This is a genomic window from Rhizobium sp. 1399, assembly GCF_031455475.1.
Lineage (GTDB): Bacteria > Pseudomonadota > Alphaproteobacteria > Rhizobiales > Rhizobiaceae > Rhizobium.
This window is the reverse complement of sequence record NZ_JAVDSU010000002.1, coordinates 774328-800366: the sequence shown is the minus strand read 5'-3', so window position 1 is coordinate 800366 and position 26039 is coordinate 774328. Positions and strand designations below refer to the sequence as shown.

22 protein-coding genes are annotated in these 26039 nt (G+C 59.2%); 8 read left to right on the top strand and 14 right to left on the bottom strand.

Annotation, left to right across the window (positions count from 1 at the left end):
- Positions 1-2: 2 nt before the first annotated feature.
- The 3 genes from J2X71_RS09805 to J2X71_RS09795 are packed head-to-tail and all read left to right on the top strand — an operon-like array spanning position 3 to position 2661.
- A complete protein-coding gene (locus J2X71_RS09805; protein WP_310381708.1) occupies positions 3-860 on the top strand; it encodes an ABC transporter permease in 858 nt (285 codons plus the stop codon).
- Between the two features lie 2 nt (positions 861-862).
- Positions 863-1852 (top strand): ABC transporter ATP-binding protein, encoded by a 990-nt coding sequence (locus J2X71_RS09800; protein WP_310381706.1) that lies wholly within the window; start codon positions 863-865, stop codon positions 1850-1852.
- On the top strand, positions 1849-2661 hold the full coding sequence (locus tag J2X71_RS09795; protein WP_310381704.1) for an ABC transporter ATP-binding protein: 813 nt from the start codon (positions 1849-1851) through the stop codon (positions 2659-2661). The genes J2X71_RS09800 and J2X71_RS09795 overlap by 4 nt, the downstream gene beginning before the upstream one ends.
- A 281-nt stretch (positions 2662-2942) precedes the next feature.
- Here the strand turns inward: J2X71_RS09795 and J2X71_RS09790 are convergent, their stop codons facing one another.
- Genes J2X71_RS09790 through J2X71_RS09770 form a run of 5 tightly spaced genes read right to left on the bottom strand, consistent with a single transcriptional unit; the run spans position 2943 to position 7878 of the window.
- Positions 2943-3557 (bottom strand): DJ-1/PfpI family protein, encoded by a 615-nt coding sequence (locus J2X71_RS09790; protein ID WP_310381702.1) that lies wholly within the window; start codon positions 3555-3557, stop codon positions 2943-2945.
- Positions 3558-3616: 59 nt separating this feature from the next.
- Positions 3617-4564 carry a substrate-binding domain-containing protein gene (locus J2X71_RS09785; RefSeq protein ID WP_310381700.1) on the bottom strand — a complete coding sequence of 316 codons (948 nt, stop codon included), beginning with the start codon at positions 4562-4564 and terminating at the stop codon, positions 3617-3619.
- A gap of 53 nt (positions 4565-4617) precedes the next feature.
- Entirely contained in the window at positions 4618-5610 is a 993-nt protein-coding gene (locus tag J2X71_RS09780; protein ID WP_310381698.1) for an ABC transporter permease, read from the bottom strand.
- Positions 5607-7175, bottom strand: a complete 1569-nt coding sequence (locus tag J2X71_RS09775; RefSeq protein ID WP_405049705.1) for a sugar ABC transporter ATP-binding protein — start codon at positions 7173-7175, stop codon at positions 5607-5609. Before J2X71_RS09775 ends, J2X71_RS09780 begins: the two co-directional genes overlap by 4 nt.
- A gap of 22 nt (positions 7176-7197) precedes the next feature.
- Positions 7198-7878, bottom strand: a complete 681-nt coding sequence (locus tag J2X71_RS09770; RefSeq protein ID WP_310382178.1) for a GntR family transcriptional regulator — start codon at positions 7876-7878, stop codon at positions 7198-7200.
- Positions 7879-8089: 211 nt separating this feature from the next.
- On the opposite strand from J2X71_RS09770, the gene J2X71_RS09765 reads away from it, so the two are divergent.
- The 4 genes from J2X71_RS09765 to J2X71_RS09750 all read left to right on the top strand — a co-directional run bounded on the left by J2X71_RS09765 (position 8090) and on the right by J2X71_RS09750 (position 13190).
- Positions 8090-9316 (top strand): iron-containing alcohol dehydrogenase, encoded by a 1227-nt coding sequence (locus tag J2X71_RS09765; protein ID WP_310381694.1) that lies wholly within the window; start codon positions 8090-8092, stop codon positions 9314-9316.
- A 16-nt stretch (positions 9317-9332) separates the two neighbouring features.
- On the top strand, positions 9333-10820 hold the full coding sequence (locus J2X71_RS09760) for an NAD-dependent succinate-semialdehyde dehydrogenase (protein WP_310381692.1): 1488 nt from the start codon (positions 9333-9335) through the stop codon (positions 10818-10820).
- A gap of 19 nt (positions 10821-10839) precedes the next feature.
- Complete coding sequence (locus tag J2X71_RS09755; protein WP_310381689.1) at positions 10840-11658, top strand: alpha/beta hydrolase; 819 nt, start codon at positions 10840-10842, stop codon at positions 11656-11658.
- Positions 11659-11933: 275 nt separating this feature from the next.
- Positions 11934-13190: an arsenic transporter gene (locus J2X71_RS09750; protein ID WP_310381687.1), complete on the top strand. Its 1257-nt coding sequence runs from the start codon at positions 11934-11936 to the stop codon at positions 13188-13190.
- A 112-nt stretch (positions 13191-13302) separates the two neighbouring features.
- Here J2X71_RS09750 and J2X71_RS09745 read toward each other — a convergent pair whose 3' ends face one another.
- The 5 genes from J2X71_RS09745 to J2X71_RS09725 all read right to left on the bottom strand — a co-directional run bounded on the left by J2X71_RS09745 (position 13303) and on the right by J2X71_RS09725 (position 18270).
- Positions 13303-14370: a sn-glycerol-3-phosphate ABC transporter ATP-binding protein UgpC gene (locus tag J2X71_RS09745; RefSeq protein ID WP_310381685.1), complete on the bottom strand. Its 1068-nt coding sequence runs from the start codon at positions 14368-14370 to the stop codon at positions 13303-13305.
- Between the two features lie 14 nt (positions 14371-14384).
- Positions 14385-15230 carry a carbohydrate ABC transporter permease gene (locus J2X71_RS09740; protein WP_113324376.1) on the bottom strand — a complete coding sequence of 282 codons (846 nt, stop codon included), beginning with the start codon at positions 15228-15230 and terminating at the stop codon, positions 14385-14387.
- A 3-nt stretch (positions 15231-15233) separates the two neighbouring features.
- Positions 15234-16151, bottom strand: coding sequence for a sugar ABC transporter permease (locus tag J2X71_RS09735; protein ID WP_310381681.1), 918 nt, complete (start codon positions 16149-16151; stop codon positions 15234-15236).
- 70 nt (positions 16152-16221) lie between these two features.
- Positions 16222-17466: a sugar ABC transporter substrate-binding protein gene (locus J2X71_RS09730; RefSeq protein WP_310381678.1), complete on the bottom strand. Its 1245-nt coding sequence runs from the start codon at positions 17464-17466 to the stop codon at positions 16222-16224.
- A 105-nt stretch (positions 17467-17571) separates the two neighbouring features.
- The gene (locus J2X71_RS09725; RefSeq protein ID WP_310381676.1) at positions 17572-18270 is read right to left on the bottom strand and encodes a GntR family transcriptional regulator; all 699 of its coding nucleotides are present in this window, start codon (positions 18268-18270) and stop codon (positions 17572-17574) included.
- A gap of 62 nt (positions 18271-18332) precedes the next feature.
- Here J2X71_RS09725 and J2X71_RS09720 point away from each other — a divergent pair, with 62 nt between their 5' ends.
- Entirely contained in the window at positions 18333-19475 is a 1143-nt protein-coding gene (locus J2X71_RS09720; protein ID WP_310381675.1) for a mandelate racemase/muconate lactonizing enzyme family protein, read from the top strand.
- Positions 19476-19572: 97 nt separating this feature from the next.
- Here the strand turns inward: J2X71_RS09720 and J2X71_RS09715 are convergent, their stop codons facing one another.
- The 4 genes from J2X71_RS09715 to J2X71_RS09700 form a co-directional block, all read right to left on the bottom strand.
- On the bottom strand, positions 19573-20787 hold the full coding sequence (locus J2X71_RS09715; RefSeq protein ID WP_310381672.1) for a GGDEF domain-containing protein: 1215 nt from the start codon (positions 20785-20787) through the stop codon (positions 19573-19575).
- Between the two features lie 100 nt (positions 20788-20887).
- Positions 20888-21760 carry an alpha/beta hydrolase gene (locus J2X71_RS09710; protein WP_310381671.1) on the bottom strand — a complete coding sequence of 291 codons (873 nt, stop codon included), beginning with the start codon at positions 21758-21760 and terminating at the stop codon, positions 20888-20890.
- A gap of 931 nt (positions 21761-22691) precedes the next feature.
- On the bottom strand, positions 22692-23606 hold the full coding sequence (locus tag J2X71_RS09705) for an esterase (RefSeq protein WP_310381669.1): 915 nt from the start codon (positions 23604-23606) through the stop codon (positions 22692-22694).
- Positions 23607-24060: 454 nt separating this feature from the next.
- A complete protein-coding gene (locus J2X71_RS09700; RefSeq protein WP_310381666.1) occupies positions 24061-25854 on the bottom strand; it encodes an ABC transporter ATP-binding protein in 1794 nt (597 codons plus the stop codon).
- Positions 25855-26039: the final 185 nt, after the last annotated feature.

The window sequence follows — 26039 nt, the reverse complement described above, 5'->3', positions numbered from 1 at the left end:
GCATGTTTACGATCGTCCGCGACCTCGCGCGCCAGAATATGGAATTCCTCTGCGGCCTGCTGCTCTTTGCCATCATCGTCGGCCTAGTCATCATGTCCTATTTCTCGCCCTACGGCGCGACCGACATCTATCTGCTGCCACCCGACATGCCGCCCGATGGCGATTATTGGCTCGGCACGACATCCCGCGGCCAGGACGTTTTCTGGCAGTTGACGACCGCACTTCGCAACACCTTGTTTTTCGGCATCGGCGTCGCCTTCCTTTCGCGCATCATATCGCTGGTCGTCGGTCTCGTCGCTGGTTATGCCGGCGGCACGGTCGACCGGGTGCTGATGGCCATCAATGACAGCGTCATGGTCATCCCGCAGTTCCCTCTGTTGATCCTGTTCTATTTCGTGCTGAAGGACAGCATGACCTGGACTGCGCTGATCGTCATCATGGCCGCGCTCGGCTGGTCCTACGATGCCCGCCTCATCCGTTCGGTCGCGATCGGTCTGAAGACGAGACCCTTCACCACCCAGAGCGTCTATTCCGGCATGAGCATGCGCAAGATCCTCGTCCAGGAGCACCTGCCCTATGTATTGCCGATCGTCTTCGCCACCACGATGAACAACATGATCTGGTCGATCGGCATGGAGATCACCCTGTCGGTGCTGGGCTTCACCGATATCGAGACGCCGACCATGGGCATGATGATCTACTGGGCGAATGCCCATTCGGCGCTGATAGCGGGAATATGGTGGTGGGTGGCTGCACCCGTTGCCGTCATCGTCGTTCTCTTCCTGGCGCTGTTTCTCCTGTCCATGTCGATGAACGAATACAACGATCCGCGCAGCCGGCTGAACCGGATGGGAGGCTAGCCATGGATGCCCTGGTCGAAGTCCAGAACCTGAAAGCCTATTACCGCGCCTTCCTTTACGGCGTCGATCGCGAGGTGCGCGCCGTCGACGACATCACCCTGACGATCGGGCGCGGCGAGATCTATGGGATCGCCGGCGAATCCAGCAGTGGCAAAACAACCTTGATCAAGACCATTGCCGGCGCCATCCGGCCGCCGCTCAAGGTCGTATCTGGCAAGGTGATATTCCATTTTGCCGGTGGCACGCAGGACATGTACGCCATGACGCCGGACGAGCGTATGGCGCTTCGCTGGCTGTACCTATCCTATATCATGCAAGCGTCGATGAATGTGCTGAACCCGGTTCGGCGCATCCACCACTCCTTCACCGATTTCGCCTTCCGGCACATGAAGGTCGGCAAGAATGAGTTCTTCATAAAAGTCGGCTCGCATCTTGAGAGACTGAAACTTGATCCGCATCTGCTCCAGGCCTATCCGCACGAACTCTCCGGTGGCATGCGCCAACGCATGACGATCGCGCTCGCAACGATCCTGACACCCGAATTCATCATTGCCGACGAGCCGACAACGGCGCTCGACGTCATCGTCCAGCGCGACGTGCTGTCGATGATCCGCGAAATCCAACGTGAGATAGGCTCCTCCTTCTTGTTCGTCACTCACGATATGGGCGTGCATGCGACGGTTTCTGACCGCGTCGGCATCGTCTACGCCGGTCGCCTCGTCGAGGAAGCGCCGACCCGCAAGCTCTTTGCCCTGCCGCTGCACCCTTACACGCAGCATCTAGTCGGCAGCCTGCCGCGTATCGGCGATGCGAAGGCCCGGCCCTCGCTCGAAGGCCGTCCGCCGAACCTTGCCATGCCGCCCGAGGGCTGCCGGTTCCATCCGCGCTGTCCGAAGCGGATGGAGATCTGTTCGCAGAAGGTCCCACCGATGATCACGGTTGAGCCAGATCGGCGAGTGGCTTGCTTTGCGGTTACGGGAGATCAGGCTTGAGCGCTCTTCTCACTCTCTCTCATGTCACGAAGATCTACCGTCAGGGCGGCATGCTTGGCCGGCGGCAGATTGTGGCGGTCAACGATGTCAGCTTCGAGATCGGCAGCGAGCCAGAGATTCTCTCCATCGTCGGAGAATCCGGTTCCGGAAAATCAACGATCGCAGCGATGATCCTCGGACAGACAGCGCCCACGCAAGGCGAACTCCAATTTCGTCAGAAAGTGGTGGCCCTCCACGGAAAGGCCGAGCGTCGCGCCTTCATGAGGGAAGTGCAGCCAGTCCTGCAGAATCCCTTCGAAGCCTTCAACCCGCTCAAGCGCGTGGATCGCTACCTTTTCGAAACGGCGCGGAACTTCTCAGCTGGCGCGGGCAAGTTGGACCGGCAGCAGATCGAACGATTGGCCGACGAGGCTCTCGACCATGTGGGCCTTAGTCTTGCGGAAGTGAAGGGCCGGTTTCCGCACGAACTGTCCGGAGGCCAGCTCCAGCGCGCCGCAATTGCCCGTGCTCTGATCCCGCAGCCACGCCTGCTTATCGCCGACGAGCCGGTATCCATGGTCGATGCGTCACTGCGCATGGCAATCGTCAGTCTTTTCGAACAACTGAAACGCGAGCTCGGACTTTCGATCGTTTACATCACCCATGATCTCGCCACCGCCTACTACATCAGCGACCGGATTATCATCATGCGCAAAGGCGAGATCGTCGAGCAGGGCGCGGCGCGCAAGGTCCTCGACAATCCTCAGCACCCCTACTCGCGTGCGCTGAAGGAGGCCGTGCTGAGCGCAGATTTCGCTGCAACGGCCTAGCAACTCGAACGGCGGCGCCGCGCAGCCGGCGACGGAAAGGCGGGAGCCGGAATTGTCTCGCGCGCGACGCGCTTATATTCATAATTTAGATTGAAGCGAGATCCGGCAGATCGCGGCAGGCGCTCTCGTCCCCACCGTGATTTGCTGCCGGCAGATGACGCTACCCATGCATCTGCCACCCGGGGACACATAAGGACCGTCCCTGGAAAGGCAATCCCCGCGTCCTACGAGGATTGCCTGATCATCAAACCAAGGGAACAAGGTGTAACAAGAGTGAAGGTTCAAGCAGCCTTGGCGATATCGTCGCTGTGGCGGATTTCCGTGCCCAGCACCTTGAGGCATTCGCGGATGAATGCCGCAAGTGCAGTCCATCCCTTCGCCGAAACCATGGTGCCATCGACATAGGCTTCCGTCGGCGACAGATCGATATAGGTACCGCCCGCCAGCGTGACTTCCGGCTCGCAAGCCCCCAAGGCACCCACCTTCTTGCCGCGCACAACGCCATCGACTGCGATCAGAATTTGGACGCCGTGGCAAATCGTAAAGATCGGCTTCTGCTTCTCGTGGAAATGGCGAACGATTGTCTGGACGCGTTTGTCGGTCCGGATGTATTCGGGGCCGCGACCGCCTGCGCAATAGACTGCATGATACTGGTCGAGCTGCGCCTCGGCCTCCGAGAATGTCTTGTTGATCGTGAAGAAGTGCCCGAGCTTCTCCGTGTAGGTCTGATCGCCTTCGAAATCGTGGAGCGAGGTTTTTATCAGCTCGCCAGCCTTCTTATCGGGGCAGATGACGTGGACTGTATGGCCAACTGCCTCCATCGCCTGCTGATAGACGTAGATTTCGTATTCCTCGGTGAACTCACCGGTCAGCATTAGTATCTTCTTACCAGGCATGATTTGCTCCTCTTCTTCATGCAATGGGGCGGCCGCGGCCGCCCCGGTTTCAGGTATTGTCAGAATGGAGAGTCGGGGAAGTAATATTCCTTGGCATTCTCCTGCGTGATCAGCGGCGCATCCAGCTTGACAGTGCCTCGCACCGGCGCCTGGCCGACAATATTAGCAACGGTCATGTAGATGGCGGTCTTGATCATCGACGGCGGATAGGGTGTCTCGACGGGTGTCATCTGATCGCCGTCGATGACCTTCTTGACGATGTCCTTCATGCCATTGCCGCCGAGGGCGAGCTTGATGTCCTTGCGGCCCGATTCCTTAACGGCCTCGAGTACGCCGAGAAGCATATCGTCGTCGTTTGCCCAGACCGCGTCGATTTGCGGGTATTTGGCGAGATAGTCCTGCATCAGCTTGAAGGCGTCGTCACTGTTCCAGTTCGCGTACTGGATGTCCAGAACCTTGAGATCGGTTCCCTTGATGGCGTCCTGGAAGCCTTGGATGCGTTCATCGTCGATGACAGTCGGAATGCCGCGCAAAACGACCAGGTTGCCTTTGCCGCCCAGCTTGTCGATCATGAACTTCGCCGTATTGCGGCCGACCGCGATGTTGTCGCCGGCAAGGTAGAGGTCCTGGATGGACTGGTCGTTCAGGCCACGATCCACGACGGTGATAAAAGTGCCTGCATCCTTGACCGCCTTGACCGGCGTTGTCAGTTCCTCTGACGTATAGGGCAGGATGACCAGCGCATCGAGCTTTCGTCCTGCGGAGAGATCTTCAAGCGCGCTCACCTGCGCCGTTGCCGAGGGCGAGGTCTTCACGACGACCTCGACATTCGGAAAGGCGGCATTGATTTCCTTGGCGGCGGCCTGCGCGTGATAGACGATGCCCGCCGTCCAGCCATGGTCGGCTGCCGGGATCGACACTGCGACGACCTTTTTGTCTGCCGAAAGGGCCTGGCTGGCGAGCAGCACCGTACTGACGGCCAAGGCGGCAATCCATTTTTTAGACATTCATTCCTCCCAGAATCGGACCACAAACATCAATCCGCGCGGTCCGGACGCGGTTACTTCGAGAACCTCTGTATGAGCATGGCGATGATGATGATGACGCCTTGAACGCCGGCGACGAGATATTCGGACACGAAATCCGAGAGCACCATGAGGTTGGCAATGAGCTCGAGAATGACCGCCCCGGCGACCGTGCCCCAGACATGGCCCTTGCCGCCGCGCAGTGCGGTTCCGCCGATGACGACCGCAGTGATGACTTGCAATTCCCACAACACGCCAGTGGTCGGCGTTGCGGCACCGAGGCGCGGCACGTAGCAGATCGCGGCGATCGCAACGCAAGCGCCCTGGATCGCATAGGCGATCGTGCGCGTCTTGATGATAGAAATGCCTGAATAGCGAGCAACGTCCTCGTTTGCACCAACGGCGGCGCATTTCCGGCCATATTTCATCTTGTAGAGGATGAAGGATGCGATGGCGGCGACGGCAATCGAGATGAGGATCGGGAAAGGAATACCGCCGAGGGTCCCGAAATAGACGGGCCGATAGGCGTCGCGGAGGCTGCGATCGATCGGGATCGTTCCGCCGTCCGACATATAGGTGATGAGGGCCCGGAAGATCCCCATAGTGCCGAGCGTTGCGATGAAGGGCTCGATCTTTCCGACCGTAACGATGACCCCGTTCATCAGCCCGCAGATGAGCCCGACGACGAGCGCGACCGCCATGCCGGCGGGAATTGCCAGAACACCCCAGTCGGGAGCCATCCTATTCATGAACATGATGGTTATGCCGGTGATGAACGCGGCCATCGAACCGACGGAGAGATCCAGCCCGCCGGACGAGATAACGAAGGTGGCACCGACCGCGATGATGGCAATGAAAGCGCTTCGCGTGATCACATTGCCGAGATTGGTCGCAGAGAGAAAATCCGAGTTGACCGAAAAACCGATCACCAGCAGCGCCAGAAGCGCAAGGAAAGGACCGACATCCGACCAGCCGATGTTCCATTCCCGCTCCGGCCGAACCGGCGTCGAACCCGTAATCACAGTCATTGCCTTCCTCCCTGCTTCGCCACAAGCGTCGTTTCGCTGGTGGCAAGAAGCGCAATCTCATGTTCCGTCATTCTGTCGCTCGTCACCTCTCCTGTGATGCGCCCCTCCCGCATCACAAGAATCCTGTCGCAGATCCCGATCAGTTCCTGCATTTCGGACGAGATGACGATGCAAGTCCGGCCCTCCGCGACAAGGCGCTCGATGAAGGCATAGATCTGGGCCTTATTGGCGATGTCGATCCCGCGCGTCGGCTCGTCGATGACCACGACCGAAGGCTCGGTGAGAAGCACCTTGGCAAGCAGAAGCTTCTGCTGGTTGCCGCCGGAAAGCTGGCCCGCCTTGACCGCGTAACTTTTCAGGCGGATGTCGTAGGCGTTGACGGCCTCGACAAGCGCGCCCTGCTCGCGGCGGCGGCGCATCAGAAGGCCGGGATGAAACCTGCTGAGGGCGGACAGCGTGAGGTTCGGCGCGAGTCGCTCTTGTAGCAGCAGCCCCTTGCCCTTGCGGTCTTCAGTCAGGTAACCGATGCCGGCATCCATCGCCGCCCGGGGGCGCCTGATGTCGATCGCCCTGCCCTGCAATTTTACGGTTCCCGTGGCGGGACGCAGGCCCATGATGCCCTCGAACACTTCGGTGCGGCCAGCACCGATCATGCCAGCAAATCCGAGGACTTCGCCTTTGTGGGCGGTAAACGAGATGTCGCTTGCAAAGCCAGGAACGCTGAGGTCCCGGACTTCAAGCATCGCCTGTAAAGCCGGCTTTGCGGTCTTCTCAGGATAAAGTGCAGCGAGATCGCGCCCGACCATCAGCCGCGCCATGTCCATCTGCGTCAGCCTATGGCCGGGATATGTGCCGACCATCTTGCCGTCTCTGAGCACCGTCACCTTGTCGGCAAGCCGCTGGACCTCATCCAGGCGGTGGCTGATGTAGAGCACCGCCGCACCCTGTTCCTTCAGCTGCAGGATGATTGCGAGCAGCCGCTCGACCTCCTCACCCGTCAGGACTGCGGTGGGCTCATCGAAAATGACAAGCTTGTAGTCGTCGAGAAGTGCGCGCGCGATCTGCACGAGCTGGCGATCTGCAAGCGAGATGTCGCGCACCAGAGCATTCGGCGACACGTGGCAGCCGAGGTCGTGAAGCTTTTCGACGGCCAGACGCCGCATCGTCCGATCATCGACCAAGCCATGGCGCATCAGTTCCCGGCCGAGGAAGAGATTTTCGGCAACGGTCAGGGCATCGGCAAGTAGGATCTCCTGGTGCACCAGAACGATACCCGCCTCCTGGGCCTGCTCCGGCTTCGAGAAACCGACCTTGCGGCTGTCCATCGACAGCGTTCCGGCAGTGGGTTCGGCATAACCGGAGAGGAGCCGCATGAATGTCGACTTGCCGGCGCCATTCTCGCCGATGATGGCATGGATCTCACCGGGCAAGATATCGAGCGTGACCTCCGAGAGTACGGTGACGGATCCGTATTGCTTCGACATGCCCTCTGCACGAAGGACCGGACGAGAGGCGAGGTCTTCTGTCTCGGCCACCACGCTCCTCCCTCTCCTCTCGATGGTCATGACGTTCGACATTACCCGCCCCTTAATCGAAGGCCGGCACGAGCCGGTCCCGCGAATGTTCGAGATGGGTTCTCATTGCCTTTTCGGCGGCCGACGGGTCGCCTGCAGCGAAGGCGGCGAGAAGTGCCTCGTGCTCGTCCAACGCCTCTTCGGTGACGCGGGAATGGAACATCAGTCGAAAAATGTGAAAATGCGTGTGCTGGTGGCTAAGGGTTTGGCGAATGAGCTCGTTGCCGGCAAATTCCATGATCCTGTCATGGAAAAGGGCGTCTTGCCGCGCGAAGGTCGAATAGCGTAGCCGTTCATCGCCTCCTTCCCGGCGCCCCATGACACCGGCCGCCTCCCGCAGGATGGCAAGCTTCTCATCGTCCATCGCCCTTGCTGCCCTTGCCGCACCATCAGGTTCGAGAAGCAGCCGCAAATGGTAAAGCTCGTCGAAGCGCCGATGGGTGATCTGCGGGGCAGCGCTGTAACCGATGAGATGCGTCTTGACGACAAGTCCCTCTCCCTCGAGGCGGCCGAGCGCTTCGCGGATCGGGGTCTGGGAGACGTTGAACTCCTTGACAAGATTATCGACGGTGATGCGCGCACCTGGAGCGATCTTCAAGGACATTAACTGCGCAAAAATCACCTCGTAGACGCTGTCCGCGAGACTGTTGCTGCGCTGGATGAAACCACTCGGATCAGGCGTGGCATTGAGCATCATCGTATTCCGGCCCTGTATTTCTTTTGCCTCTTGACAGGAACAATCGCTAACACGATGCTCGGCGATATGCAATCCCATATCCTATAGGATTTTATATCGGAGGTTTCATGAGGGTCATTTGGGTGGGTGCGAAAGAAATCGCGCGCCAATTTTGCGACACTTCCTCACGGTCTTTCTTCATCCCACAACTGGTGAAAGGACCAGCACAATGACCCTCTTCGCCGCCATCAGGCTCCCGAAAGAAATCCTGTTCGGCAAAGGTCAACGTTTTGCGCTGCCGGCGGTCGCCACCAGGCTTGGTCGAAGGGCACTGATCTGCACGGATGAGCGCCTCGCAGGAACGTCCACATTCGCCGAACTCGTCGCCGCGCTGAACGCAGCATCGATCGAGCCATTGGTCTACGACCGGGTGTTACCGGATGTCCCGCGCGACACTGTTGCCTCATGCGTTGAAGAGGCTCGAAGCTTCGCGCCCGACATGGTGATCGGGATAGGCGGAGGGAGTTGCCTCGACATGGCAAAATGCGCCGCCCTTCTGCTGAGCCACGGCGGAAGCCTCGCCGACTATTACGGTGAGTTCAAGGTTCCCGGTCCGACAATCCCGATCATCGCTATCCCGACTACGGCGGGGACCGGCTCCGAGGTGACGCCGGTTGCCGTCATCTCCGACCCGGACCGGACGTTGAAGGTCGGCATATCGAGCCCATATCTCATCGCCGCAGCGGCCATCTGCGATCCTGACCTGACGATGTCCTGCCCGCCGGGCCTGACCGCTGTCGCAGGCGCAGACGCACTGACTCATGCAATCGAGGCATTCACGGCCGCTCGACGCGGCACCGACCCGTCGCTGCCACAGAACCATGTCTTCATTGGTAAGAGCACACTTACTGATCATTTCGCGCTACTCGCCATCAAGCTCTTGGGACGCAGCCTGGAGGCGGCTTGCAAGGAGGGATCGAACGAAGATGCGCGCGCTGACGTCATGATGGGTGCGTTGGCCGCCGGCTGTGCATTCGGCACGGCCGGTACCGCAGCAGCGCACGCCATCCAGTATCCCGCAGGCGCATTGACCCATACGGCCCATGGGCTCGGCGTCGCAACGATGATGCCCTATGTCATGAACTACAACCGCTCGGCCTCGATGACCGAAATGGCTGAGATCGGGCAAGCGCTGGGTCTGGATTCAACCGGCAAGACGACGCAGGAGGTGGCAGACGCAGCCATTGAGGAGATCCGCAGGCTCTTTCAGGCCATCGGCATCACGCCGACGCTCGCCGATCTCGGGCTTTCCGCCGACAAGCTCGACTGGACCGCCGAACAGGCGCTCAGCATCGACAGATTGATCAAGAACAACCCGCGGCCCTTCGACATCGACGCCATGAAACGTCTCGTTCGTGCCGCCTATGACGGCGATCTTGCCGCCTCCGCCCTTTAAAAATTCGAGGAACAAAATGACCATTGCCCAGCAAGTGCCACAGGCCGACAGCCACCTGCCAGACATCGAGGCTGCGGCCCGCGGCCTCTATATCGATGGGAGCTGGCGGCAGCCAAAAAACGGGCGCAAGATCGATGTGATCAACCCCTCGACCGGCGCGCTTCTTGCGGCTGTAGCGGACGCGACCGTCGAGGATGCGCAGGCAGGCGTCGAGGCCGCGGCCCAGGCTGCGCCTGCCTGGCGATCGACACCACCACGCAAGCGTTCGGAGATTTTGCGACGCTGTTTCGAGCTGATGATCGAGCGTTCCGAAATGCTTGCTACCCTGATCTCTCTCGAGAACGGCAAGGCGCTGCGCGACGCCCGCGGCGAGGTCGCCTATGCCGCCGAGTTCTTTCGCTGGAACGCCGAAGAAGCCGTCCGCATAACGGGAGAATTCGGCGTCGCTCCGTCGGGTGCCAACCGGATCATTGTCGACTACCAGCCGATCGGCATCTGCCTGCTGATCACGCCCTGGAACTTCCCTGCTGCGATGGCCACGCGAAAGATCGCGCCGGCCCTCGCCGCTGGCTGTACCGTCATCCTGAAGCCAGCAAGCGAGACGCCACTGACGGCCTACGCGCTGGCCTCGATCTATGAAGAGGCCGGCGTACCATCAGGCGTCGTCAACGTTCTGACGACAAGCGCCCCTGCCCCATTCAGTGCCGCCATTCTGGCGGATCCACGCGTTAGAAAACTTTCGTTTACGGGCTCGACAGGTGTCGGTCGCCTGCTTCTCGCAGAAGCGGCCAAGCATGTCGTCTCATGTTCCATGGAGCTCGGCGGCAACGCTCCGTTCATCGTTTTTGACGACGCCGATCTGGAGGCAGCGCTCGACGGCGCGATGGTTGCCAAGATGCGCAATGCCGGCGAGGCCTGCACCGCCGCAAACCGCCTCTACGTCCAGTCCGGAATCTACGCGGCCTTCGCTGAAGGGTTGACCAAAAGAATGGCAGCTCTGACCGTTGGTCCGGGCGTCGACGCCCTGACCGAATGCGGGCCGATGATCACGCCCAAGGCTGTGGAGAAAATTGATCGCCTGGTTGGCGACGCAAAGGAAAAGGGCGCGCGGGCCATGTGTGGCGGCGAGGTCTCTGCTGGGCCGGGTTATTTTTACCCGCCGACAGTTCTTGTCGACATGCCTGATGGCGTCGAGATGGCGCATGAGGAAATCTTCGGACCGGTTGCGCCTCTTTACAGGTTCGAGACCGAGGACGAGGTGATAGGACGTGCCAACAACACCGAATACGGCCTTGCCGCTTACGTCTTCACGCGCGACATTACGCGGGGACTGCGCGTTTCCTCTGCTTTGGAAGCGGGTATGATCGCGCTCAACCGGGGTCTGGTTTCCGATCCGGCGGCGCCCTTTGGCGGCGTCAAGCAGAGTGGTCTCGGCCGTGAGGGCGGGCAGCATCACGGCATCGCCGAATTCATGGAAGCCAAATATATCGCAACCAGCTTCTGACACGCCAGGGGGGAAATCTTTGGAGATCGATCCGTTCCGCATACGGGGACACGTGCCGGAATTCGACGCCATCGTGTCGGAGATCAAGGCAAGGAGTGCTTCAACCCGCGCAAGGCTCCGCATGAAGGAAATCTCCTACGGAGGCGATGCAAGCGAAACCCTGGACATCTTCTACCCGGAAGGTACGCGTGACGGGCTGCCGGTGCACATGTTCATCCACGGCGGCTACTGGCGGATGTTTTCCAAGCGCGACTACTCCTATGTCGCCGACACTATTACCGCCGCAGGGGCAATCGCCGTCATCGTCGATTACGCCCTGATGCCGCATGTCCGGATGGAGGTGCTCGTCGACCAGGTTCGACGGGCCAAGCAATGGGTGATTAAACATATCGCGACCCACGGCGGCGACGTATCGCTTTTTACGGTCAGCGGTCATTCCGCCGGTGCGCATCTTGCGAGCTTCCTCTTTCATAGACAGGAGGCTTTCTCGGGCGTGTCGGCGGCTCTCCTGCTTGGCGGTCTTTACGACTTGAAGCCCCTGCAGTCATCGTTTCTGCGTTCAGAGATAGCCATCACCGATAGAGAGGTTGCCGACTTTTCGCCGATGCTGCATTCCTATGACGAGGGGTGTCATGCCACTATCGCGATCGGCGCTGAAGAAACGCCGCCGTTTCATCGGCAGGCGGACGCCTTCGCATTGCGCTTGCGACAGCAAGGACTGTCGGTGACCAACGAAAGGCTCGAAGGCTTAAACCATATGAGTAGCGTTCGCGATCTTGGTCTGCCGGAAACGGCTATCGGCCGAATCCTCGGCAAAACAATTGCATACGCCCGGTGACGTCCAAGGACAGATCTTGATCAGGATCAGGTGGTTTCAGTCTGGAGCGCTATTGACGCCTAGCCTTTGACCGATAAAACCACACCAAAAGCCTTGTATTGTGCCGATCCTGCGGGAGCTAACACCAGTCTGCGGCCAGCGACCTGGCGCAACTGAAAATCGGCCTTCTCGCTTGGTGCTTCCGATTGGCCCGGGCAAACGTCCCCGAGATAATTCTCTTGCGCCTGCCGTGTCGGCTGATAAAAGCCGGCCTGCCAACCGAAAACAGCGACTGAATGACAGAACACGCCATTACCTGGAGCATTGCCGGCTTGACCGCCATGGGTGTGGTCGTTCGTCCATTCCGATGGCCGGAAGCGGTATGGGCCATATTTGGCGCCTTGTTGCTCTTTGCCTTTCGCCTGATTGGACCACACGATGTCATCGCGGGGATCTCGAAAGGCGGCGACGTATATCTCTTTCTGATCGGGATGATGCTTTTATCGGAACTCGCTCGTCGGGAAGGCCTGTTCGACTGGATTGCAGCGATCGCCACAGCGCACTCCAGCGGCTCCCCCAGACGCCTGTTCCTACTTGTCTATGTGGTTGGCGTTATCGTGACGGTCTTTCTCTCAAATGATGCGACGGCCGTCGTTCTTACCCCAGCCGTCTTCGCTGCCTGCCGGGCTGCCCGGGTTCGGGACCCGATGCCCTACCTCCTGACCTGCGCCTTCATCGCCAATGCGGCGAGCTTTGTCCTCCCCATCTCCAATCCCGCCAATCTGGTAATCTTTGCTGGCGGCGAGATGCCGCCCCTGGCGCGCTGGATGTCGACGTTCATGCTTCCGTCGATCGTTTCGATCGTGGTTACGTTTGGCTGCCTTTACTGGACCCAGCGCCGGGCTCTTGCTTCGGACAGCGTTGCCGAAAATGTGGCCAGGCCGATCCTTTCGGCGAGCGCTCGGCTGGCCGGGTGGGGAATTGTCCTGACGGCCATCATTCTTATCGCCGCATCGGCGATGCATATTGATTTGGGTATGCCGACCTTTCTCGCCGGCACGATTACCTCGGTGCTCGTCCTGGCGCTGACCCGGCAAAGTCCAATCGAGACCTTCAAGGGCGTCAGTTGGAGCGTCCTGCCTCTGGTCGCTGGCTTGTTCGTCGTCGTGGAAGCCCTGGATCGCACCGGTCTGACGACCATGCTCTCAGACCAACTGGCCTTGCTCGCGGCAACATCGGAAACACAGGCGGCTGGCATCGCAGGCGTGTTTGTTGCGATTATCTGCAACCTTGTTAACAATCTTCCGGCAGGCCTGGTCGCGGGAAGCGCCGTGCAGGCGGCGCATGTCTCAGACAAGATCGCCGGAGCGGTGCTGATCGCAGTCGATCTCGGCCCCAACCTTTCCGTCACCGGATCCCTGGCAACAATATTGTGGTTGTCTGTCCTTCGCCGCGAGGGACTTCACGTCAGCGCGTGGCAGTTTCTGAAGCTCGGAACTGTCGTCATGTTTCCGGCACTGATTTTGTCTTTGCTGTCTCTCGTTCTCTTCTGAGACTTCCAACGGGCAACGTCTCGCGAAGAAGGCGTGATAATCCAAAACTGTCCGCCAATGATGACATTCGCCTCCATGCTGCGACGCGACAGGAAGCCAATCTACGTCAGCGCTATAGCCTCATCTGCGTCTCTGCATCGAAGAGACTGACGCTCGATGGGTCCACAGCAAAGGCAATTGGCTCTCCCCTTTTTCCGGCAAAGCGTGGTTCCACCCGGGCGATAACGGTTTGGCGGCCGATGACAGTCGTCAGGATCGTATCTGGTCCCGTCGGCTCGACCACGTCGATGACGCCATTGAAGGCGCCATGTCCTTGCACAACCTTGAACTCCTCCGGACGAACACCGAGAATTAAGACTCGCTCGGTCAATCCACCGTTGCCGGATCCAAGTTCCAGCGCTACGCCTTCCGCCCTGAACTGCCAGCCACCCTCGCTTCCGACCACGCGCCCGTGGAGGAAATTCATGGCCGGTGAGCCGATGAAACCGGCGACAAACATGTTGGCGGGGCGCTCGTAGACGGTTCGCGGATCGGCCAGCTGCTGAAGGTGGCCGCCTTTCATGACCGCCACTTTGGTGGCGAGTGTCATGGCTTCGATCTGGTCGTGCGTCACGTAGACGATACTGGTCCCGAGCCGCTCGTGGAGCCTCTTGATCTCGGTGCGCATCTCGACCCTGAGCTTGGCATCAAGATTGGAAAGCGGCTCGTCGAACAGAAACAGGTCCGGATTCCGGACGATTGCGCGGCCCATTGCCACGCGCTGGCGCTGCCCGCCGGACAGGTTTGCCGGTTTGCGATCGAGGAGATGCGTGACCTGCAGCATGTCGGCCGCTTGCGCCACGGCTTCGCGCCGCTGATCCGCAGGCACACCGCGCATCTCCAGACCAAAACCGATGTTACGTTCGACCGACATCGTCGGGTAGAGCGCGTAGGACTGGAAGACCATCGCGATATTGCGGTCTTTCGGCGGCAGAGCCGATACCGAGCGACCGCCGATGGCGATATCGCCGCTGGAGGAATCGTCGAGCCCTGCGATAATGTTGAGCAAGGTCGACTTGCCGCAGCCGGATGGTCCAAGCAGAACAAGGAAACCGCCGTCCTCCAGCTCGACGTCTATCCCGTGAAGAACTTCAAGCGCGCCGTAGGACTTTCGGATGTTTTTGAGTGAGAGCGTAGCCATTCGATATTGTCCCTTCAACCCTTGATCGCACCGGCAGTGAGCCCCTGGACCATCGCCCGTTGGACAATTGCAAAAAGAAGCATGACGGGCAGAATGCTGAGGATGCCTCCGGCGGCGAGAACGCCCCAGGGAAGCTGGAATTCACCGACCATCAGTTGGAGCCCGACGGGCCACGTGCGTGACCCCTGCCCGGTGGTCAGCATGAGGGCAAAAATGAACTCGTTCCAGGCGGCGATGGCAATGAAGACGGAACTGGCGAGGAGACCATTTCGCGCTAGCGGCAAGACAATGCGGACCATGGCGCCGAGACGCGTCGACCCGTCGATGCGCGCAGCGCTTTCCAGCTCCTTTGGTGCGGCGTCCAGGAAGCCCTTGAGCATCCACACGAAGAGCGGCAGCAGGAAGCTGGTATAGGCAAGCGCTAGGCCGAAACGGCTGTCCACCAGCCCCACGGTTTTCATCATCACATAGAGCGGGATGATCATCATCACGGCGGGGAACATGCGGATCAGCAGATAGCCCAGCATGAGGCTGTTGCGGCCGCGGAATGTCATCCGTGCAAACGCATAAGCGGCCAGTGTGCCGGCAACGACGCAGATGGCGACGGTGACGATCGTTACGATCAGACTATTGGTGATCAATACCGGAAAGTTAGACTGCGTCCAGATCGCCACATAGTTCTGAAATGTCACGTGCTGGGGAATATACTGCATCTGCGAGGTGACGATGTCCGTCTCTGCCTTCAGCGAGGTCAGGAACATCCAGAGGATCGGCCCAAGGCAGAAGGTCCCGAGCGCACACAGGACGATGTAGGTGAGAACATCGGCTGCCAACCGCCTGCTGTGTTTGGTTCGAAACATGGATCATTCTTTCGTTATGCGCGACAGGCGGATGTAGATCGTCGCAAAGATCATCAGGATCAGGAACATCACGACCGACAGAGCGCCGGCATAGCCAAAATTGAAATCCCGATGGGCGGTCTGAAAAGCATAGAGTGACAGCACTTGGGTCGCGTTTCCGGGGCCGCCGCCCGTCAGGACCAGCAGAAGATCGGGAGAATTGACAAGGCTGATGACGCGCAGAATGACTGCAGCGGCAATCACCGTTTTCAGCATCGGCACCGTGATCAACCGGAATTTCGTAAAGGATCCGGCGCCGTCTACCGCAGCAGCCTTGTAAAGGTCCTCGGGAATCCCCTTAAGACCAGCGAGAAACAGCAGAGCAAAGAACGGAAAACCGTGCCAGGCTTCGACGAGGATCGTGGCCGCAAGCGCGGTACTCGGGTCGGCGAACCATGCCTTGTAGGTATTGAGCACGCCTATCTGGACGAGGATGTCATTGATGACGCCAAGTCGCGGGTCGAGAAGCAAGGCCCACATGTGTCCGGCCACGACATTCGGAAGGAAATAGGGCAGCAGGATCAAAACGCCGAAGATCTTCGTCCCCGGCAGATTTCGGTTCAGCGCAACGGCAGCGATGAAGCCGAGCGTCATCTCGACGGCGATCGCCGCCATCACCCATATCGCAGTGTTCTTCAACGAGATCCAGAACACGCGATCGGACATCATCGCCACGTAGTGCTTCATCCCCACCCAGCCGTTGAGGCCTGGCCGGGTGAGCCGCATTTCCCGCGCACTGATGACGAATCCATAGATCGTCGGATAGGCGACGACGAGGAGTAGCAGAAGGAGGCTCGGCAACAGGAGAAGATAGACCCAGGAGCGTGTTTCCGAGAGTTCGCCGAGGCGGCGAAGCGGTTGGCGGCGTGAGGCTGATGTCATTGGATGTCGGCGATGCGCCGTCCTTGATTAAGGCGCGTGCCCCCTACGGGGACATTGCGCCTGAACGAGGTTAGCGAAGGGCGGCTTCAAGGCCTTCGATGATGCGGTCCACGGCCTGCTCCGGCGTCAACTGACCGGTGAGGACTGCCTGGAAGGTCGGATTGACGACGTTCTCCGACCAACCGGCGGCACCAACGAAACTGTTGGGCAGGCGCCCGAACTCCAACGTCTGCGTTGCCGCGTTGTAGATCGGGTTACCCGTGATGCGCTCGTCCTTCAATGCTGCCGTGGAGGCCGGGAAATATCCCGTTGCCTCAAGAAGCGCTATGGCCGCATCGGTCTCGCCCCAAAAGCTGATCCACTTCCACGCGGCTTCGACATTGTCTTCCTTGAAGATCCCGTTGCCGGCGTAGGCGACGCGGGCAATATGCGCCTTCGGACCCGCAGGCATCGGTGCGGTGGAAAACTGCTCGCCTTGTTTGAGCGCTGCAGAGATCTCGATGAGCGAACCGGTATGGTGCCAGACCATCGCCGTCTGACCGGTCCTGAAGCCCTCCATGATCTGCCGGTAGCTATCGTTCGGCGCGCTGGGCGGAACCACTTTCTCCTTGCGGAAGAGATCGGCGTAGAAGGTGATCGCCTCGACGGCGGCCGGCTTGTCGATGGCGGCCTGGCCATCCTTGACGAGCGGCGAGCCGAACGCTTCCATCACGTCGATGACGTATTTGAAAGCCCCGGCGCCGCCGCGCATCCCGAATGCATAGCGGTTCTTGGAGGGATCTGTCAGCTTTCGGCAAGCGACCAGGAATTCCTCGAAAGTCTTGGGAGGAGCGGAAAGCCCAGCTTCCTCGAAATAGTCCTTTCTGTAGTACATCCAGTCGACAAAGGCGTAGGCGGGAACTGCGTAGATGGCACCATCCTGCGACATTCCCGTCCAGCGGTTGTCAGGCAAGTTCGCCTTGCCGGCCCAATTGTTGACGCGCGCGCTGATGTCAACCAACGCTCCCATCGCCGTCAGGTCAGCAAAACGCTCGGCGATTACCATGCCGGTGTCGGGGCGCCCTCCGGCAACGACCGCCGACGAAACCTTCGCCATATATTCGGAGTTGGGGATGCCCTCCTGCGTCACCGTCACATCCAAATTTGCTGCTGCGAAAAGCTGGATGATCTTTGCGAGTCCGGCCATCTCCGACTGGCTGGCGAAATGGTGCCAGTAGTTGATGGCGGTGGCGGCGTTGGCGCTGCGAAGGCTGGCCGCCAGGCTCAGAGCTGCCGAGGCTATCAGGAATTCACGCTTGCTTAGTTGCACTACCATCTCCTCCCGAGATATCAGACCATCAATCTGATCGATCAGATGGCAATATCATCGTTTTGGAAATCCCGCAACACACTCGCTCGAAGACAGCGAATGTGGAAACGCTCAGACGAGACCGAGATTGCGTTGTACGGCAGCCTGGAAGTGCGCAATCAGGGCCTTTTCGGCAGCATCCGCGTCCCTCGTGCTGCATGCTTCGAGGATATCGAGGTGCTCCTTCAACGTGCGCACAAGGATCGGCGTCGTGACCTTTCGCTCGAGCCGCAGAAGACGCAGATAATTGTGCATGCGCTTGTAAGCACTGTCGATCAGCGGATTGCGCAGGGCCTTGATGATCTCGCCGTGCAACTCCAGTTCGAGCGCGTCCGTCTCCAGAAGCTGTTCCGGCCCTATGCCGTTGCGCTCAAGCTGGCGAATAAGCCTGGAATGCCTGACTTCCAGGGCATTCATCAGATGCTCGTCGCCCTCCTCGGCAAACACCCGAATAGCCGCGCGCTCGACGATCGAGCGGAACTGATAGGTGGAGCGCGTAAGCTCCATGCCCGGCCGGACGAACTGGATGCCCGAGCGAGGATGGATGGTCAGAATGCCCTCCGCTTCCAGCACCCGCAGCGCGTCGCGCAAGGGTGCCACGGGAACATCAACGATTGCCGACAGCTCGTTCTGCGAGATGAAGGCACCCACAGGCACCTTCCGCTCGAACAGGCTTTCCAGGATGCGCTCATAGGCTATGTCGCTGAGGCGCATTGCTGCAGCATCCCCGATCGCCGACTTCGCGACATGCAGCTCTTGCAGTTTCTTCATAGGTCCGATATCACCTTTCTGATCGATCAGGTCAACATTTTAAACGATCAGTGAGCGCTACGATGTCTCTCTCCCACTTCCGTATAACCCGATTTCAGTTTGCTCGCGACCGCGTAATCGGCGACAGCCAGGTTCGCGCCGACGAGACCAACGTCGCAGCACTCGAACTGATCTCGGACACAGGCGAGGTGGGGCTCGGATTCATCCAGACCCTTTTTTATCCTCTGCCGGATCAGGCGGAGATCGAGGCTGTTTTTGAGAGCGAGGTCTGGCCGACGATCAAGGGAGAAAAGGCGATCGGACTGGTTCATCGCGTGAACAGGCCGCGCGGTGGCAACCAGCGCGCCTATTCCCTGCCGTTCCATGAAGCGCTGCAGGTGGCTCTCTGGGATCTGGTCGCCAAGCAGGCGGGCATGCCCTTGCACCGTCTTCTTGGAAGCCGACGCAACCGCGTCGGCGCCTATGCGAGCGGCCTTGATTTCCATCTGAGCGACGACGCCTTCAGCGCACTGTTCGCGCATGCTGCAAGCGTCGGCTACACGGCCTTCAAGATTAAGGTTGGCCATCCCGATTTTGCCCGCGACCTTCGCCGCCTCGAACTCTTGAAGAAGGTCGTGCCGGAGGGATCGCAGATCATGATCGATCCGAACGAAGCCTGGAGTTCCAAGGAAGCCCTGGTCAAGCTGACGGCAATACGCGATGCAGGACACAATCTCCTCTGGGTGGAAGATCCCATCTTGCGCCACGATTTCGAGGGTTTGCAAACCCTGCGTCACGCCGTCAACTGGACGCAGATTAACAGCGGGGAATATCTCGACCTGTCCGGCAAGAGGATCCTGCTCGACCATCACGGCACCGACATTCTGAACGTTCACGGCCAGGTGACGGACGTTATGCGGATCGGCTGGCTGGCCGCCGAACTGGGCGTGCCGGTCAGCCTCGGCAATACTTTCCTGGAGATCGGTGTGCACATGGCTGTCGCACTGCCGGAGGTCGAATGGCTGGAATATTCCTTCCAGAACTTTGACCACCTGGTCGAGACGCCGATCGAGATCCGCGACGGCTTCGCCTACGCACCAGACCGCTTGGGTCATGGTCTCGTGCTTTCCGAGGAAGCGCGGCGCGAATGGGCGCGGCCACACCGGTTGGAGCGGTCCAAGCTTGGCCCAGCTCCGAAAAACAACCGCCTCCCCCTCCTTTCGTGAGGAGGAGTTTGCAAGAGGCGAACAGCCACTGCAGGTGAGATGGCTGGGCAGGGATATGGGAGCGACGCCAACAGAGCCGGCTACCTGATAATTGCAGCTAAGCGGCAAGCTCCCCCAGGGGATGTTCGGGTCCGCTCGAATGCTGGGTTACGGTCGTTGCCGTCGCGCTTGAAGAGAGTTCTTCCATGTTTTGTGGGTTTGCATATAGCTCTACTCGGTTACGGCCGCCTCGCTTCGCAAGGTAGAGTGCCTGGTCTGCCTGATCCCGCAGCTTCTGTGCATTGCAATCGCCTCTCCAAACGGCAACGCCCGCGCTCACACTCGGCACTATCGTCTCCGCACCAGATGCGAATGCCAAAGTATTGACCGTCCTGCGGATTTGATCCGCCTTTGCAACAGCAGTTTCTTCGGTTTGATCACGCAGAAACAGCGCGAACTCCTCGCCACCAAGACGGCCGAGCGTGATCTTGCGTCCAGCGGCCGTGGCTATGGCTTGTGCTACGCCGACAAGAACCACATCGCCAGTTTCATGGCCGTAGCGGTCGTTGACACTCTTGAAGTGGTCGATGTCTATCATGATGAAGGCGTCACCTCCCCTGAGCTCTCTCGGAAGGGATGCCAGGAAGTGCTGCCGATTTGGGATTCCCGTCAGTGCATCGGTGTATGCCAGACGTTTGAGCTGAGCTTCCGCTCGTTCCTGGACCAGGACAACCACGAAGAGCGCGACAGAGAAATGGCAAATGATAAGCATGAAAAAGGCATAGCGGGGTTCGACCGGCCCATACTGCGGAAAGATCATTCCGACAGCGACCAGTGTCGAAAAGCTCATCGCTGCCGCGAGCGATGCAAGCAGACCCCATCTCGCGGGCAAGCGGTCGAGGAAAAAATCCCTTAAGATGACAGCGCAGGAGACCCCAAGGAAAACCGCGGTGTTCGCATTGAATATTGCAGCGCGCATTTGGTTTTCGGCGTACCAATGCATAAAGCCAACAGCGACCGACAAGGTCAGGGCCACAACGAGCAGAAAGCAATCCGTACTCTTTCGCCGGCGGCCGCTCAACTGGACAAATCCCATCGCCATCAGCGCATAACCTATGACGCCGACGGAAAAGCTTCCAAAAGTCCACACCTCATAGGGCAATATGCCCTGCTCTCCCACTCCGGCGAGCGTGGATGCAAAAGCAAGAAGGCCTTCGCCGATTGCCAGAAAATCGAGGCCTGGCTCCCTGGAGCGCCACCTAACGTAAAAAAAGCAGATCGCGCCGACTATGAACGAGCACTTGTGAAGAAGAAGAACTGTAGCAAGATCCATCGTCAAACCGAAAAACAACCAAGGCTGCCGATGCCTATAATCTCCGAGAACTACTTTTGAATGAATCTTCTCCCGCTGGGAGGGCAGATTAGGGACGACTTCATCGTGAGACCAGCTTATGAGCTTCAAAAAATGCGAGGACTGCGCTTAAAAATTCTTCCGGCTGTTCCAAGTGCGCGAAATGGCCGCTTTGGGCGAAATGTACCAGCTCCGAGTTCGAGCAGCTGTCATGCAGGTTTTTTCCCCGTTTCGGACCGCATATGAAATCGTGATCGCCGACGAGAACAAGCACCGGCACGGAAAGGCCCTGAAGTTTCTTTCGAACATCGAACGGCTCGTTGTTACCTATGAGAATTGTCGCCTTTATCCGTGAGCGCAACGCTTCAAGATCAAGCTTCTCACGAACACCATCGGCAAAGTAAACGGGAAGCAGGTCGCGCATGATCTTCGTATAGTCGTCGTCGCTCGACATGTTCGGAACCGACTGCCAGGCTCGCAGTACCGCCGGCCCCTCAACCGGGTAACGATCGGCAAAGCTCTCAACGCCGTTTGCCGCCGCCGCCATGAAGTCACTGCCCGTCACAGCCGATGACGAGTACAAGATCATTGCCGATACGCGATCCGGGTGGTCGATCGTATGTTGCTGGATGACGAACCCTCCGTGGGAATGACCAAGAAGAACGACTTCGGACAGGTCGAGTGTCTCGAGGAACCTGCCAAGCTGTTTTGCGAAGCGTTCGACGGTATAGCCATGGGGGTGCTCCGCTAACCGGCCTGAACCACCTGTACCGATTGGTTCCAGGTACAGCATGGTAAAATGACGCTCCAAAAAACCCATGCGAAGATATTGCCAGTGGATCCCTGGGCCGCCGGGATGAACTACTATAACCGGCCCTTGGCCCGTGACATAAAAGCTTTGCTGAATTCCGTCGATATCGATGACATGATGTCCGGAGCTGAGGGTATTTCGCATTGATTGGACCTTATATCGCTTGAAAAGCGCAGCCGTACTCGAACCGCGCCAGGCAAATGGATTGAGTTTGGGGAGCTGTGGACGCACACGTCGCTAACAATGCGAGCTTGAAGGACGTCGAGATCTTCAAGTCATCGAAGCGTCGCTTGCATTACACGCGGTACCTTTGGACACGCGGTACCTTGGCCTAAACTCTAGCGAGCGCCGTGCCGCAGCGTTGCACGAAGAAGCTGCGGCGGCGGCGTTTGAACCAGAAGGTCAAGTTCGGTCGACTGCTGGTTTTGGTTCGTGCCAGTCACCGTCTCGTCAGAAAGACCTTATGTTTCGCATCGACTAGTAGCATACCTCGGTTCTGACTGGATGCCCGGAGTGCTCATCGTTCCATTGCCAATAGCAGCGATCATAGTCATCGTTGCTACCCAGGAAGATAGGACTGCGGTCCCTGAACCGTCCATCGAAGCGGTCATGGGCAAAAAACGCACCGCGGTTTCCCTCCCTGTCGAAATGGCCCATACCAAATCCTCCCATGTGCCCCCCTTCCGCGTGGCCTCCCCCTCCATGACCTCCTCCCCCGTTGTGAGCCAGTGCGGGCGTTACTGTTGCGATGGAGCCAACGGCGAGGGTCAGAGAGATTAGACCCGTTGCGGCGATCTTACGAAGCATAGACATGGTAGTTTTCCTATAAAGCGGCTCTGTGTAGCCGCCATCTGCATATGTTCATCGAAATTGGCGAACACTTGCCACAATTCAGGGATTTTGCTCACATGTTGTCACATCTTCTCACCACAACCCGTAACGTCCGTGATCGCCGGCGGCACGGGAAACGGGAAAGCGCCATCCGGTCATTGCGATTGCCCGTGCTCTCATCCACAACGGGACACGCGGCCGTCTCTCTCGCCGCGGCATCCAAAAGCGAGAATCGCGCCTTGCTTCAGCGTGCAAATGCCTCGAACGGATTGACTTCGGTGAGTTGCCGGACCGTGTCCTGGCCTACACCCGCGACTTTGAGCAACGGCAGAAGGCCCTCGACAAGGTGCGTGTAAGGTCTCGGGGTTCCACCACCGGGCTGCGCTGGATCATACCAGCCGAGATCGTGGCTTATGAGCAGTTGCTCGCCCAGCCCGTTTTCAAGGGCGCGCGTTATCATTGCGACCAGCTCCTCGTCGGGGGCCCTTCCGACATGGTCGTATTCGATCCACGCACCGCGCTCCACCAATGCCCGGTGAAGCCCGAAGTCCCTTTCCTCCTGAGTATGAATGGATATGAAGCGTTCTGGTGCGCAGCCCTCTGACTGAAGGATGTCCAACTGCTCCATCACAACCCTTCCCCGGATCGTATGCGAGCCGATTACCGCATTGGTCCGCACGGATGCTCTTGCCGCGGCGCGGAGGATACGGGCTTCGAGCGGCGTAATCCCATCGTCGCCGGCGCTGAGCTTGATCCATCCCGCCAGCACACCGGTGTCCTCGATTCCCTCTGTAAGCTCACTTACCATCCATTGTTCAAGATCACTCTCACTAGCCTCGGCTACCCCAGCGGGTATCCATGGTTCGCGATAGTTGCCGGTCGGGACGACGATCGGAAAGTCGGCTGCCTTCGACACAGCGAGATCTATGTCAGCACGTCTTCCAACGCCACCCGTCGTACACTCGACGAGCAGCGTAATGCCTTGTCTCTTGATCGCCTCAATCTGCGGGACCATCAGTGCTACAACGGCGTCTGTCTCCGCCTCGGCATAGCCAGGCTGGTCCGGCGTCCTAAGGTCGACGAACACATGCTCGTGCGGGAGGATCATCCCGAGTTCGTCACGGCGCTTTGGTCCCAAGGTCGTGTAGATCTGCTTCATCGTTTAAGGCCTCCCTCTCGCAATTGGTAGAACGTCAGAACTTTGAATGCATCTGGTCCATCTGGTCCATAGAATAGTAGGATCAGGCGTCTGCAGGACATTCGATGACATCTCGCTGACTGTGGAAGATCCCTGCGTTGCCACGTCGCCGGCCGCCTTGAACGTGTAACGCCCTTATATCCGCACAGCCGTGATTTTGTGCGATTGAGCCTGTTGCCGGGTGGCCGCCAGGCAACAGGCATAGTGGCGTCGCCCGTACCCCGATCCACCGTGGATGAGCGGGGGCCGCCTACCCACGACCCTTGTTCCGGCCTCAGGCCACGCTCGCCAAAAGTCGCGACTTCATATTCGACGGCACCATCATCGCTCGGATACCAGACCCCGGCAGATTATGCCGGGATCATCGACGCAAGCGAGATGAATGCTTCGTGTTTCCGACGGTTGCTCACCGCGGTCATGAGGCCACCAAACCCTTGGTCAACTCCAGCGCCTGCCGCTCGAACAGCCGGCGATAGATGCCTTCATTGAACCGGATGAGCGCCTGGTGGTCGCCCTCTTCAACAATCTTTCCTTTGTCGAAGACCAGCAGCCGGTCCAGCGCTCGCACCGTGGACAGCCGGTGCGCGATGACAAGCGTCGTGCGACCGTCCATCAGACGTTCCATCGCCTGCTGGATCTGTACTTCGCTCTCGCTGTCGAGGCTCGAGGTCGCCTCGTCCAGGATCAGCAGCGGCGCATCAGCCAGGAATGCCCGGGCAATGGCGACACGCTGCCGCTCCCCGCCCGACAACTTGACGCCACGTTCCCCCACCAACGTCTCATAACCCTTGGGAAGGTCTATGATGAAGTCGTGGGCATTGGCCTGTTTCGCAGCCTGCTCGATTTCGCGCCGTGAGGCGTTCGGCCGACCATAGGCGATGTTTTCTGCCAATGTGCGATGGAACAGGATGGGCTCCTGCTGCACGATGGCGATCTGGCCGCGCAGGCTTGACTGTTTGACTTGGGCGATATCCTGCCCGTCGATGCGGATCGAGCCCGACTTCACGTCATAGAGACGCTGGATGAGCTTGACGAAGGTCGTTTTGCCCGAGCCCGAATGTCCCACTAGTCCCACGCGCTCGCCCGGCTTGATGGTGACCGAAAAATCCTCATAAAGCGGGTTGGGATGAGCGCCGTATTGGAAGGTGACTCGCTCGAAGACAATCTCACCCCTGCCGATCTTGATCGGCGCAGCGTGCGGTTTGTCCTCGATGCCCAGCGGCATCTTGTCGAGCAGCACCAATTCTTCCATGTCGTTGACGGCCCGCTGCAGATTGCGGATGTGCTGGCCGACATCGCGCAGATAGCCCTGCAGGACGAAGAACATTGCCAGCACGAAGGTAATGTCCCCAGCTGTCGCCAGCCCCCGCTGCCACATAACCAAGCCCGTTCCCAAAATACCGGCCTGCATGGAAACCATCATGAAGCCCTGGATCGTGCCGCTCAATGTGCCGCGCTTCCATGTTCGCCGCGTGCGTCTGTCCCATTTGGCGAGCACGTGGGCCAGTAGCGTCTCTTCGCGGCTCTCGGCGCCGAAGGCTTTCACCACTGAGTTGCAACTGATGGCATCCGCCAGCGCACCACCAAGCTTGGTGTCCCAGGCATTGGCAAGCCTTGCCGCCGGCGACACAAAACCCATGGAGAGCGTCACAGTCACACCAATATAGATGAGCGATCCCGCGCTCACGACTAGGCCCATGATAGGCCAGTAGCTTCCGAGCACGATACTGGCGCCGACCAGCATGACGATGGACGGCAGCAGGGCGACCAGGAGCAGGTCGTTGAGCGAGTCGAGCGCCCACATGCCCCGGGTAATCTTGCGCACCGTGGAACCGGCAAAGCTGTTGGCGTGCCAGTCGGTTGAGAAACGCTGCACCTTGTGGAAGCCATTGTTGACCACATCCGCCATGGTGCGCAGCGTCAGCCGGATAATGCCATTGAAGATGAACCAGCGCAGTGCCACGCTGGTCAGGCCGAGTGCCACGACGATGACAAAGGCGCGCAGGGCACCGTCAGTCCCATCGCTGCCTGCAATGGCATCGACGATCTGGCCGGAAAACACCGGCACCATGACTTCGGCCAGCGTGCTTGAGATCACCAGCACGATGATGCCGCCGACCAATGCCGGCCGATGGGTCCAATGATGGAAAACAAAGCCGAGCACGTGGCGATAGGCATCGGCGCGAAAATCGAGCTTCTTGCGAGTCATTTTAACCAGCCCGGCCCGTATCTCGGTAACCGGTCCTCAAAATCGAGAGTTTAAGGGCACAGCCCGTGCGGGAGACGAAATGATCCCGTCAGATCAATCGGGCTATGAAGGGAGACAAACCGCGTGTCGCGCGCTCAAGGCAGGCCGCGAATGGAAATGACCTAGTGTCGGGACATTCCACGCAG

What these genes read in the sequence shown, in the direction of transcription:
- J2X71_RS09800 (WP_310381706.1), top strand. Translation starts at nt 863, where the DNA reads ATGGATGCCCTGGTCGAAGTCCAGAACCTGAAAGCCTATTACCGCGCC.
- J2X71_RS09710 (WP_310381671.1), bottom strand. Translation starts at nt 21,760, where the DNA reads ATGCGAAATACCCTCAGCTCCGGACATCATGTCATCGATATCGACGGA.
- J2X71_RS09705 (WP_310381669.1), bottom strand. Translation starts at nt 23,606, where the DNA reads ATGAAGCAGATCTACACGACCTTGGGACCAAAGCGCCGTGACGAACTC.
- J2X71_RS09750 (WP_310381687.1), top strand. Translation starts at nt 11,934, where the DNA reads ATGACAGAACACGCCATTACCTGGAGCATTGCCGGCTTGACCGCCATG.
- J2X71_RS09805 (WP_310381708.1), top strand. Translation starts at nt 3, where the DNA reads ATGTTTACGATCGTCCGCGACCTCGCGCGCCAGAATATGGAATTCCTC.
- J2X71_RS09720 (WP_310381675.1), top strand. Translation starts at nt 18,333, where the DNA reads ATGTCTCTCTCCCACTTCCGTATAACCCGATTTCAGTTTGCTCGCGAC.
- J2X71_RS09770 (WP_310382178.1), bottom strand. Translation starts at nt 7,878, where the DNA reads ATGCTCAATGCCACGCCTGATCCGAGTGGTTTCATCCAGCGCAGCAAC.
- J2X71_RS09730 (WP_310381678.1), bottom strand. Translation starts at nt 17,466, where the DNA reads ATGGTAGTGCAACTAAGCAAGCGTGAATTCCTGATAGCCTCGGCAGCT.
- J2X71_RS09765 (WP_310381694.1), top strand. Translation starts at nt 8,090, where the DNA reads ATGACCCTCTTCGCCGCCATCAGGCTCCCGAAAGAAATCCTGTTCGGC.
- J2X71_RS09775 (WP_405049705.1), bottom strand. Translation starts at nt 7,175, where the DNA reads ATGACCATCGAGAGGAGAGGGAGGAGCGTGGTGGCCGAGACAGAAGAC.
- J2X71_RS09790 (WP_310381702.1), bottom strand. Translation starts at nt 3,557, where the DNA reads ATGCCTGGTAAGAAGATACTAATGCTGACCGGTGAGTTCACCGAGGAA.
- J2X71_RS09745 (WP_310381685.1), bottom strand. Translation starts at nt 14,370, where the DNA reads ATGGCTACGCTCTCACTCAAAAACATCCGAAAGTCCTACGGCGCGCTT.
- J2X71_RS09740 (WP_113324376.1), bottom strand. Translation starts at nt 15,230, where the DNA reads ATGTTTCGAACCAAACACAGCAGGCGGTTGGCAGCCGATGTTCTCACC.
- J2X71_RS09760 (WP_310381692.1), top strand. Translation starts at nt 9,333, where the DNA reads ATGACCATTGCCCAGCAAGTGCCACAGGCCGACAGCCACCTGCCAGAC.
- J2X71_RS09780 (WP_310381698.1), bottom strand. Translation starts at nt 5,610, where the DNA reads ATGACTGTGATTACGGGTTCGACGCCGGTTCGGCCGGAGCGGGAATGG.
- J2X71_RS09785 (WP_310381700.1), bottom strand. Translation starts at nt 4,564, where the DNA reads ATGTCTAAAAAATGGATTGCCGCCTTGGCCGTCAGTACGGTGCTGCTC.
- J2X71_RS09725 (WP_310381676.1), bottom strand. Translation starts at nt 18,270, where the DNA reads ATGAAGAAACTGCAAGAGCTGCATGTCGCGAAGTCGGCGATCGGGGAT.
- J2X71_RS09700 (WP_310381666.1), bottom strand. Translation starts at nt 25,854, where the DNA reads ATGACTCGCAAGAAGCTCGATTTTCGCGCCGATGCCTATCGCCACGTG.
- J2X71_RS09715 (WP_310381672.1), bottom strand. Translation starts at nt 20,787, where the DNA reads ATGGATCTTGCTACAGTTCTTCTTCTTCACAAGTGCTCGTTCATAGTC.
- J2X71_RS09735 (WP_310381681.1), bottom strand. Translation starts at nt 16,151, where the DNA reads ATGACATCAGCCTCACGCCGCCAACCGCTTCGCCGCCTCGGCGAACTC.